The sequence below is a fragment of the Streptomyces sp. NPDC051662 genome (assembly GCF_040681655.1).
GTDB lineage: Bacteria > Actinomycetota > Actinomycetes > Streptomycetales > Streptomycetaceae > Streptomyces.
The window spans coordinates 572,285-582,405 of the sequence record NZ_JBFAZD010000003.1; the positions used below are offsets into that span (position 1 = coordinate 572,285).

10 protein-coding genes and 1 pseudogene are annotated in these 10,121 nt (G+C 68.8%); 3 read left to right on the forward strand and 8 right to left on the reverse strand.

The features are described 5' to 3' along the window. Nucleotides 1-396 precede the first annotated feature (396 nt). The 5 genes from AB0M67_RS07585 to AB0M67_RS07605 all read right to left on the reverse strand — a co-directional run bounded on the left by AB0M67_RS07585 (nt 397) and on the right by AB0M67_RS07605 (nt 4,695). Nucleotides 397-1,641, reverse strand: coding sequence for a ferritin-like domain-containing protein (locus AB0M67_RS07585; protein ID WP_365743668.1), 1,245 nt, complete (start codon nt 1,639-1,641; stop codon nt 397-399). Further along, complete coding sequence (locus AB0M67_RS07590; RefSeq protein WP_365743670.1) at nt 1,638-2,489, reverse strand: PhnD/SsuA/transferrin family substrate-binding protein; 852 nt, start codon at nt 2,487-2,489, stop codon at nt 1,638-1,640. The genes AB0M67_RS07585 and AB0M67_RS07590 overlap by 4 nt, the downstream gene beginning before the upstream one ends. After that, the gene (locus AB0M67_RS07595) at nt 2,486-3,667 is read right to left on the reverse strand and encodes an acyl-CoA dehydrogenase family protein (RefSeq protein ID WP_365743672.1); all 1,182 of its coding nucleotides are present in this window, start codon (nt 3,665-3,667) and stop codon (nt 2,486-2,488) included. The genes AB0M67_RS07590 and AB0M67_RS07595 overlap by 4 nt, the downstream gene beginning before the upstream one ends. Nucleotides 3,668-3,970: 303 nt before the next feature. Next, nucleotides 3,971-4,204, reverse strand: coding sequence for a helix-turn-helix transcriptional regulator (locus AB0M67_RS07600; protein ID WP_365743674.1), 234 nt, complete (start codon nt 4,202-4,204; stop codon nt 3,971-3,973). Beyond that, nucleotides 4,204-4,695: a DUF2975 domain-containing protein gene (locus AB0M67_RS07605; protein WP_365743676.1), complete on the reverse strand. Its 492-nt coding sequence runs from the start codon at nt 4,693-4,695 to the stop codon at nt 4,204-4,206. The genes AB0M67_RS07600 and AB0M67_RS07605 overlap by 1 nt, the downstream gene beginning before the upstream one ends. 330 nt (nt 4,696-5,025) lie before the next feature. On the opposite strand from AB0M67_RS07605, the gene AB0M67_RS07610 reads away from it, so the two are divergent. Beyond that, a complete protein-coding gene (locus AB0M67_RS07610; RefSeq protein WP_365743678.1) occupies nt 5,026-5,814 on the forward strand; it encodes a class I SAM-dependent methyltransferase in 789 nt (262 codons plus the stop codon). 274 nt (nt 5,815-6,088) lie between these two features. Continuing rightward, nucleotides 6,089-7,663 carry a benzoylformate decarboxylase gene (gene mdlC / locus AB0M67_RS07615; protein ID WP_365743679.1) on the forward strand — a complete coding sequence of 525 codons (1,575 nt, stop codon included), beginning with the start codon at nt 6,089-6,091 and terminating at the stop codon, nt 7,661-7,663. Nucleotides 7,664-7,975: 312 nt separating this feature from the next. On the opposite strand, the gene AB0M67_RS07620 is transcribed toward mdlC, so the two are convergent. Continuing rightward, nucleotides 7,976-8,806 carry an AraC family transcriptional regulator gene (locus AB0M67_RS07620; protein ID WP_365743681.1) on the reverse strand — a complete coding sequence of 277 codons (831 nt, stop codon included), beginning with the start codon at nt 8,804-8,806 and terminating at the stop codon, nt 7,976-7,978. A 107-nt stretch (nt 8,807-8,913) separates the two neighbouring features. Here AB0M67_RS07620 and AB0M67_RS07625 point away from each other — a divergent pair, with 107 nt between their 5' ends. After that, complete coding sequence (locus tag AB0M67_RS07625) at nt 8,914-9,285, forward strand: cupin domain-containing protein (protein ID WP_365743683.1); 372 nt, start codon at nt 8,914-8,916, stop codon at nt 9,283-9,285. 16 nt (nt 9,286-9,301) lie between these two features. Here AB0M67_RS07625 and AB0M67_RS07630 read toward each other — a convergent pair. Continuing rightward, nucleotides 9,302-9,436, reverse strand: a pseudogene (locus tag AB0M67_RS07630) (IS630 family transposase); the annotation flags it as partial. Nucleotides 9,437-9,881: 445 nt separating this feature from the next. Beyond that, a partial coding sequence (locus AB0M67_RS07635; RefSeq protein ID WP_365743685.1) for a helix-turn-helix transcriptional regulator occupies nt 9,882-10,121 on the reverse strand: 240 nt, incomplete at its 5' end.

The following is a 10,121-nucleotide window of genomic DNA, read 5'->3' on the forward strand; positions in this document are numbered from 1 at the left end:
TACGCGTCCCCGGTCGGGAGGATGACACACATGAGCGGCGGGGACAGGGGCCGTGACCGGTAGTTTCATTCCGGACACCACCACCTGACGAGCCCGGCGTCGCGGAGTGGAGCGACAGTCCTACGGGGGGCCCGCGGCGTCAAGGCGACCCCCCCCCTCATCATGCGACCGGCGCCATCGCCCGGAGGATGATCCGCGCTCGTGCGTGCCGATCCTGGTCTCGACCTGTTGCGGCCGTCGGCCACACTGTCGGACGACGTCCTGCTCTCTCTCATCCACAACTCTAGCCCCCTCGGCCTGGCGCGTGCCGGGGCGGGCGGTCGCCCCGCGCAGGACCCGGCGGGGGCCGGGGCATCGTGATCCCGGACACGGACCGGGGGCGCGCTCCGGTGCGGGTCACATGAAGTTGCGGGTGTGCAGGGCGGAAAGGTCCGCGGCCTCGCGGTGCGGGAATCCCAGATGTACCAGCCGGCGCTGGCGTCCCTCGTCCATCTGCGCCTGGAGCCGCAGGACTTCGCGATGGCCGCGGGCGATCGCCCGGGGCGTCCACTCCCCGGCCGCCATGACGATCAGCGCGTCCGTCACGTCCTGATGGAGACCCGCGGTGTCGGCCAAGGCGTCGTGTCGCCGCTCGACGGCGGTCCGCAGCCGGTGGCGCAGTCCCGGGTCGACCGTGGCCTGGTGTTCGAGGTGGGCGATGCCGAACGCCACATGGCGGGCCTCGTCCTGGCGGGCGAGTTGGACGACGCGCCGGGTGACGGGGTCGGGCGCGTGGCGATCCAGGAAGGCCAGGAGGTTCAGGAAGCTGCCCTCGCCGAGGACGGAGAGCAGGAAGGAGGCGAGGGAGTAGTCGGGCTCGGCCAGCAGCGTGGTCAGCGAGGCCCGCCCGCCGACCGACGAGGTGCCCATACGGCCGTTCTTGAGAAGCGCCCTGCGAGTGAACACCTCGACGTGTCGCGCCTCGTCGGCCGCCTGGACGGCGAGCAGTTGCAGCACCTCCCGGAAGTGCGGATGCACCCGGGCGAGCAGCCGGGCCGGGATGATCAGCGCGGCCTGCTCGTTCTCCACCAGGTAGGTCGTGATCTGCACGACGGCCTGCTCCACGGCGTTGGGGAGCGTGAAGGGGGTGTCCCAGGGGATCGCGGTCGCCGGGTCCCACTGGGCGGCCGCGGCGTGGGCGTAGAGGGCGGGGGCCAATTCGCTCCACACCACGTCCCGTTCGGCGAAGTCGAAGGCCATCTCGGGCCCGCCGGCCTCGACGAGCGCCCCGCGCGCGGCAAGCCCCCAGTGTGCTGGGGGCCGGGCCGCGACACCGTCGGGGGCCGCGCCACCGGCACGCTCGGCCCCCGACCAGCGATCCACCGCCCGGCGCCCGGGCCGCACCCACGCCCGCGGCGCGCCGTCCGGCCGACCGTCTCGCGCGTCGGACGGGCCGGAGAGCCGGACCTCGCAGCCTTCGCGTCGGCACCAGGCCGCGAGGTCGGTCGTCAGGTCGGGGCGACAGCCCAGTACGGCGATCTCCCCGCCCGGCGGCACCCGCGCCAGCGCGCGGCTCACCAGGAGGTGGGCTCCCTCGTCGAAGCCGAGGTCCTGGAGATCGACGACGGGAGGCCCGTCGGTGGTGGGGCGCTCCCAGGTCACGGCCGGTATTCCCGCGCGGTGACCCGGCCGTCCGCGGCGTAGAAGCCGGTCTCCTCCACCGCGAGGTCCAGCGCGGCATAGCCGTTGGTGCGTTCCGGACACCAGGCTGTCATGCCTTCGAGGTCCAGGAGGCGGCGGGCGTCCGGATCCGCGTACGACATGGAGAGCAGCAGCGCGGTGAACCGGTCGGTGGTGTCGGGCGGTGCCGTCTCGCCGGCCACCAGGAGGCAGTGGTCGTAGGGGGCGGTGTGGGTGAGGACGCGTGTGGCGCCGACCGGCACCGTTCCCTCACGGCCGAACAGCAGGTGATTGGCGTCGAGAAGGCAGGCCGCGTCGACCTGTCCGGCGAGCAGGGCGCGGACGGCGTCGCGCTCACCGCCGATGTGATCGCCGTGCAGGCCCACGCCCGTGTCATGCCGTGCCACCCGGAAGTCTTCGTGGGGGCGTAGGCCGAGGCCGTTCAGATGAGACAGCGGGATCAGCGTCGCCTGGGGCGAATCGAGGGCTCCGACCGCCACGGTGGCGTCCTTCAGGTCGGTGACGTTGCGGTGCGGGGAGTCGTGCCGCACCACGATCACCGAGGTCAGGTCGCGGTCGCTGTCACGCATGAGCAGCGGGCGCAGGGCGATGCCGCGGGCCGCCGCCAGCCGTCGGGCGCGCAGCCAGGCGAGCGGGGAGTTCCAGGCCACCTGGATGCGGCCGGCCACGAGGTCCTCGACCTGCCGTTCGTAGTGGGAGTAGAGCACGAAGTCCGTCGCCGATCCCCGCTCGGCCAGCCAGGCGCGGAAGCCCGCCCAGATGGTGACGGTCTTGGGGTCGTAGGCGACCGCGCCCACCAGCAGCGTCATTTGCCGGCCTCCCCGAAGACCGGGAGGCCCAGGCTCGCCCGCGCGACGAAGTCGTACAGCGCGTCGGTGGTGGGGGCCATGACCCGGGCGGCCAACGCGTCGCGGAAGCGGCGTTCGAGGCCCGACTCCCGGCGCAGGGCGGAACCGCCGCACAGCCGCATGGCCTCGCTCGTCACATCGTGCGCGGCCTCCGCGGCGACGGCCTTGACCTGGAGGACCCGTAGTGTCGCGTCCGCGCGACCGCATTCCAGGGCGGCCACGGTGTCGTCCAGGAAGGCGGCCACTTCGTCGGTCCGGATACGCAGCGGGGCGTAGCGGGCGCGGACGGTCGGCTGGTCCGCGAGGGTCTGGTCCAAGTGGGAGAGGCGGGTCCGGGTCAGATGGGTCCGGGTCAGCTCCATGGCCGCGTCCATGGTGCCGAGCGAGCAGGCGGCGCTGAGGACCAGGAAGCGGGGCAACGCGATCGCCAGCGCCAGGTCCAGGCCCGCGCCGTCCGCGCCGAGCAGCGCGGCGGCCGGCACGGTGAGCCGCTCGGCGGCCATGGGACATGAGGCGTTGCCGCGCAGCCCCAGCCCGTCGAAGGCGCCCGCGACGGTCAGCCCGGGAGCGTCGCCGGGCACCAGCCACAGGCTCATCGGCCCGTCGGCCCGCAGTGGGCGACTGGACCATACGTAGCTGTCCGCCTGGCCGGCCGAGGTCACCCAGCTCTTGCGCGCGTCGAGGAGGACGGAGTCGCCGTCGGGCATCGCGGTCCCCTCGGGCGCCCAGAAGTGGCTGCGCGAGCCGACCTCGGAGAACGCGAGGCTGGTCAGGTGGGAGCCCTCCGCGATCGCGCGCCGGGTCTTGTCGGGGCCGTGCTCCTCGATCACCGCGGTGGCGGCGTAATGCATCAGCACCACCATGGCGGTGGAGCCGCAGGAGCGGGCGATCTGTCGTACGACGGCGACGGCTTGGCCGAGCGGGACCCCGCCGCCCCCGACGGTGGTCGCGCTGGTGGCGCCGAGGATCCCGGCGCGGCCCAGCGCTTCTACACCGGACCGGGGAAAGCGACCGGTGGCGTCCACCTCGCCGGCCTGGGGGGCGATGGTCTGCTCGATGACCGATTCCAACGCGGCCATCAGTGCGATGGGGTTCCCGGTCGTGTCCGGGGCGTCGCATGCGGAGGTTGGCAGTGGCATGTCGGTATCCGATTCCTCAGGTAGATAGACCGCGAGAAGGGACAAACGCTGTCAATCAACGCCTGAGCGTAGAGGGGTTCGCCGCGCCCGCGGTGTACATCCGCGCCGCAGGCGTGCCCGGGCCACGTTGTGCCGTTGATCGGCCGAATCGGCGGGGCCGGCAAAGCTCGGGTTCGGGCTCCGCTTCCCTGGTGGCCCGCTGCCGGTCAGCGCATCGATCCGGTGATGGTGATGTCGTAGAACCGGCATGTCGGGCGCTCGGCCCGCACGTAGCAACTGGCCCCCGGCAGGTTCGTGCGCGGTTCAGCCGGGCTCGGTGGGGTCGTGGGTGATCAGATCTCCCGGCTGGCAGCGGAGGACCTCGCAGATTCTCGACAGGGTCGAGAAGCGGATGGCCTTGGCCCGCCCGTTCTTGAGCACGGACAGGTTGACGACGGTGATGCCCACTTGTGCGGACAGTTCGGTGAGCGTCATGCCGCGCTCGGCGAGGAGCCGATCGAGATGGATTCGGATCGTGTGGAGTTCCTCCTCGGGCATCAGATGGTCCCTTCGAGGTCCTCTCGCATGCGCACGCCCTCGCGCATGATCTTCCCCATGATCACTGCGGCGAGGCCGGCGAGGACGAGCACCGTCGGCCCGGAGACCGTGGGCCCCGATCCTACGATCGGCGCCATGCTCCCGACGAGCCAGGACTGCGACCAGCCGACGACGAGGCCGGCCAGTGGCGTGCCCAAGGTGACGAACCAGCCGAGAACGGAGAGCCGTTGCGACACCGCGTCGGTGAACGGCCCCTCCGGCAGGACGGACTTGAGCAGCCGGGAGAAGAGCAGCAGCGCGAGGGAGCCGAACAGCAGCCAGGGCAGTTCACCCCCGAGATCGGCGGCGCGCTGACCCACGGAGGGGTTGTCCTGGCAGAGGGTCGCGGCACTGCTGGACGCCTTTACGCCCGTGCCAACCGGCAGGCCGTCCGCCGGTGAGGCATTGCGCCAGAAGTCCGTCTGCACGCAGATCGCCCCGTCGTCAGCCATGCGTGTGACCCCCTTGCCAATGAAGGCAAGCCCACAGAGCACCGCCAGTACAAAGGTCACCGAGGCCAGAGTCCTCGTGAGTCGCGTGTTCATCGCACCCCTCCCCATCGATTTTCGATATGCCCAAGGCTAGCGAAGCATATCGATATTCGACAAGTCCATGGCCGGCCGCCGCGTGACGACGCCTCCCGGCCGGGCGGGCGGTAGCCGTACCTGACAGCCGCGTTGAGGAGATCCGCGCCCGGGTGGGCCTCGAAGCCCCCGCCCTGGACGGGTTGGTCCGGCGCGTCGTGGCGGAGCGCCTGGCGCTGGACGTCCGCGAGTCACACGATGTCCACAGCGGCTGAGGTCGAGATCAGTTACGGAGTGAGCCCCGACTTCTACCGGCTATGGCTCGGCGAGGAGTTGCACTACACCTGCGCGGTGTTCGACGACACCGACGACCCGCGTCAGGCGCAACTCGCCAATCTCGCGTATCTCGCGGTCGAGCGTCAGGTGAAGGACGTACACGGCATCACGCTGTCCCGCGCCCAGCACACGGAGGTCGAGCACCCGAACCTGCCCGGTGTGACCGTCAGTTGCGCGGACTACCGCGACTACGAACCGGGGGAGCGATTCGATGCGCTGACATCGATCTGCATGATCGAGCATGTGTGCCGACCGGAGCAGATCCGCGTGCGCTGCGTGAGGCGTTCCACTGCGCGGTCGCGGTCTCCGACGGGCCGCCTGTCGAGCTGGAGCAGCCGGACCGGCAGTGCGGTCAGGGAACCGGCAATCCCCGTTGCGGCAGAATTGCGTGTGAAACGTCTGGATCGAGGCGTGCGGGAACCACAACCTTGGTGCAGGTGTTGCTGTTCATTGTCCGTACGCGCCGTCAGGCTGTGGCGGTGGACGCCTGAACTGGGTGATCGCGACGGACGAGGTTCCTCATATCGAGGTCGATCAACCCTCCCGCGTCAGGGCCGATTCCCATACAACAGAATCAGCGTGCGGCCGGGAAATGCTTTCCGGCGTTGGTCGTGGCCAGCCCCTCGGGGGAGTTCGCGGACAACTCGAATCAGCAAAAAGTCGGAACTTGTATCTAGGTATAAGTTCCGACTTCTCTGGGGGGGGGAGTAGCTCGAATCTTTCCACGGTTCCAGAGGCGTTCTGCGGCTATCTTCCTGCGCTGAAGAGCGTTTGTACCAGGGCCCTGGCGTTTGCCTGACTCGTCGGTCGTCGCGTCTGTCCCGCACCCCGTCTGGAAGCCCTGGGCGAGGAGACATCACGGGGGTGGGTCCACCGATCGGGACGACACGCATCCCCTACTTATTCGCAAAGTCGGCTTATGCGGTGATTCATCCTCATAGTGGTGGAGCTATGTCCGGGAGCTGTGAGTAAGGAGTGCATTGTCGTGGTTACTGTCAGTGATGCCTTCTATGGAATCCTTCGCCACCACGGAGTGAAGGCGGTGTTCGGAAACCCGGGGTCGAACGAGCTGCCGTTCCTGACCGGGCTTCCGGACGACATCCCCTACTACCTCGGCCTGCAGGAAGGCGCCGTCATCGCGATGGCGGACGGATTCGCGCAGGCCACGGGCACCATCGGCTTCGCGAACCTGCACGCGGCCGCCGGAAGCGGTAACTCGATGGGGTGCATGACCAACACCCAGGCCAGCCACACACCGGTGGTCGTGATGGCCGGCCAACAGACACGACGCTATGTGCCGGTCGGCGCCCTGCTCACCAACGTCGACCCCATCAAGCTGACCGAGCCTCTCGTCAAGTGGGCCGGCGAACCCCTGCGCCCCCAGGACGGCCCCGCGCTCGTGTCCAAGGGACTCATGCTCGCCGACTCCGCCCCGCGCGGCGTCGTCTATCTGTCGGTTCCCCTCGACGACTGGCCCGAGCCCGCGGACGACAACGCGCAGGCCTTCCTGCTTCAGCGTGCCGTAGACGGATCCCCCGTCGTCAGGCCGCAGGCGGTCGAAACCCTGGTCTCCGCACTCAACGGTGCCTCCAAGCCGGCGCTCATCCTCGGCCCCGGCGTCGATACCGAAGATGGGTTCCAGGCCGCCGTCGCACTGGCCGAACGCGCCCACCTCCCCGTCTGGGTCGCCCCCAGCGCCCCCCGCTGCCCCTTCCCGACACGCCACCGCTGCCACCAAGGGCTGCTTCCGACCGCGGCAGGCGAGCTCGCCAGGATCCTCGCGCAGTACGACACCGTCGTATGCTTCGGCGCCCCGGTCTTCCGCTACCACGCACCGAGCACCGAGGACTTCCTCCAGCCCGGCACCACCGTCTATGCCGTTACCGACGACCCCGACGAAGCCACCCGCGCACCGTTCGGCCAGATGTTCGTCGGCGACGCCTCCGACGCCCTGGTCCGCGTCAGCGGTGCGGTCGCCGAAAGCGACCGGCCGTGGCCCACGCCGCTCACGATCGCCGAAGCCGACACCAGCGGACCGCACTTCACCGCCGAAGCCATCCTCGACGCCATCGACCGCGGCACCCGCGACGACGACACCGTCTTTTCGCTTGAGTGGACCTCCGGCGAGATGCTCCGCGACCGGCTCACGATCGCCCGCGCGCGCTCCCTGTTCTACTCCGCCGCCGGAGGACTCGGCTGGGGCCTTCCTGCCGCGATCGGCCTCAAGCTCGGCCGGCCCGACCGGCCCGTGGTCTGCCTCCTCGGCGACGGCTCCCCGCACTACACCATCGCCGGCCTCTGGACCGCAGCCCGCCACAAGGTCCCGGTGACCTTCGTGGTGTGCACCAACACGAAATACCGCGCGCTGGAGGAATTCGCCGAAGAGCTGCACGTCCCCAAGGGCGAATACCTCCACATCCCCGACCTCGGCATCCTCGACATCGCCCGCGGCTACGGCCTTGAAGTCCACCGAGCCGAAACCCTCGAAGGCCTCACCGAGTACCTCAAGAAGGGACCCGACGCCACCGGACCGCGCCTCGTCGAGATCCTCCAACGCTGACCGCCGACGGTCGGTGCGTCACGGCTTCACCATGTCAGGATCCGAGAGTGAACAAGAACGGCCCGGGTGAGTTGGTCTACAACGTGGCCATACGCCAACATGAAAGCTGCTCGCCAATCCCTGGACCAGAAGCCCATCAACCTCGGCGACAAGGAGAAGATCGCCCACCTCAACGCCGAGTGCCTGCTCGGGCTCTGAAGGCCCGGTCCACAGCGTCACCACGCTGATTTCTGATGTGTGCCGCTCCGAACCGCGATTCAGTTGGCCGAGGCGGGGGCCACAGAGGCTACAGGAGTGAGTTTCCACGCAGCGTCAAGAAGAAGTGACGGCACTGCCGGTGTGAGTGCGCTTGTAACGCGCGGGTGTGGTGCCCAGGTGGCGTGTGAAGTGTCGGTTCAGGTGGGCTTGGTCGTGGAATCCCACGGTTGCGGCGACCTCAGCGGGCCGGTGGCCGTCGAGCAGAAGTCGACGTGCCTGATCGATGCGTTTGCCGGTGAGATAGCTGTGTGGCGGCAGGCTGTATGTCTGCTTGAAGCAGCGGATCAGGTGTGTGGGGTGGGCATGCAGGACGGCGGCGGCCTCGCGCAGGGATATACCGGAGTGTATCCGTGAGTCCAGTAGTTCCCGCAGCTTGGCGGCGAGCCGGTTTGCCTCACGACCCGGTGTGCGAGGCTGGAGCGCGTCGAGGTGGGAGTGGAGCCGTTCACGGATGAACGAGAGGCGGGACTCGGCTTCGAACCCGTCTCCGGCATGGACGAGAGCGGCGTGCAGTTGGTGGATCCGATGGCGCAGCACCTCGTCGTTGACGATCGGAGCGTCCACAGCACGGCCGGCCAAACGCCGCGGGAGTACGGAGTCGTCGAGGTAGAGGTTGCGCTTGCGGAAGCCTGACGCCGTGACGGTCCGGCCGTCGTGGGCGACGCCGGGAGGCAGCAGGAGGACGCCGGTGGTACCCGTCGCCCCATGGCGGCGGCGGTCCAGTGCGAAGTTGACCGAGCCGTAGTCGAGGATCATCAGGTCCCATGTGTCGTGGGTGTGGGCCGGGTACGCGTGGTCGGTGAAGTGTGCGTGGAAGACCTCGGCGATCCCTGGGATTGACGGCCTCCAGGCGCTGACGGACGTGCGGGCTCGGTCTCCGGTCATGTCAGAAACGTACAAGACCAGCGAGACCCGGCGCGGCAGGCTCGTGACGCCGGCCGGAGGGGCTGAGGAGTCGCTCCCGGTTGACCGGCTTTGAGGAAGGATGCTGGATGTCCACGTCTGTTGTTCCTGTCAACCTCGCCGACAAGTTGTCGCAGTTCAGCGAGCTGTGGTCGCAGAAGAAAGTGGCTGTGCTCAACGATTACGAAGTCAAGCTGGCCAAACTGAAGGGGGAGTTCGTCTGGCACACCCACGAGGACACCGATGAACTGTTCCTGGTCATCAGCGGGCGGCTCACCATCCAGCTCAGGGATGGCGATGTGGTGCTGGAACCTGGTGAGTTGTTCGTGGTTCCCCGCGGCGTCGAGCACTGCCCCGTGGCGGATGAGGAGACCGCGATCCTGTTGTTCGAACCGGCAGGAACGATCAACACCGGTGACGCGGGAGGGCCGATGACCAAGGCGGCCGGGATCCTCGGCTGACATGGAGGGCGTGGCGTCAGCCCGCGGCCGTGAGGGGGCGTCCGCCCCAGCGGATGCCCTTTTCGCTGCGGACGCGGGCGCGTTCTCGACGGTGTGCGGCGAGTACGTAGGGGTGGCGGGCGTGGGCGCTGCGCCAGCGCAGGTACAGGTGTCGAGCTTGGTATCGCGCCCGGGGTCGGGGGACTCCTTCCAGGTCTTGGTGCGCCGGAAGGTGATGCCGCGGCGTAGCAGCAGGCAATGTAGGGCTTCCCGGCCGGTGCGGATGACGCGTCCGGCCGGGGCGGCGTCCGCAGCCTGTTCGGGCCGCAGCGGCTGCTTGTTTGCGGGGGCCGTGTCGCGGGAACCTCCCGATTCGAGGACTTTTCGTTCAGCCGACATACTCCGGCCCTGCCTTGATCGATACACACGAGGAAGAACGAGAAGTGAACTGCCCAGATTCCCGCCGTCGCTGAACATCCGGGACCGATCTCACTCCGTCTCTCTGCCAGTTGCTTCCGTCAATGTGGGAAGTGGCCTTGCGAATCGCCAGGCAACGTTCCAGGCCGGCACGTGCGGACGTCACCACGCAGCGGCTCCCAAGGAGCCGGATCATGAGGTCAGGCACTCTGCCGCCTGACAGCGCCCCTCGGGAATTGTTCCCTGTTCTCTAGTGCTCCGTTCCCCGGATATGCCAGTACGGCCAGTACGCGGCGGTGTACATTGCCGCCCTCGGGCGGGAGTCCGAGCTTGTCGAAGACACCCCGGATATGTTTGCTCACCGCCCGTTCGGTGATCACCAGCCGCTCCGCGATGGCTCCGTTGGCCAGCCCCTGCGCCATCATCTCCAGCACCTCGTG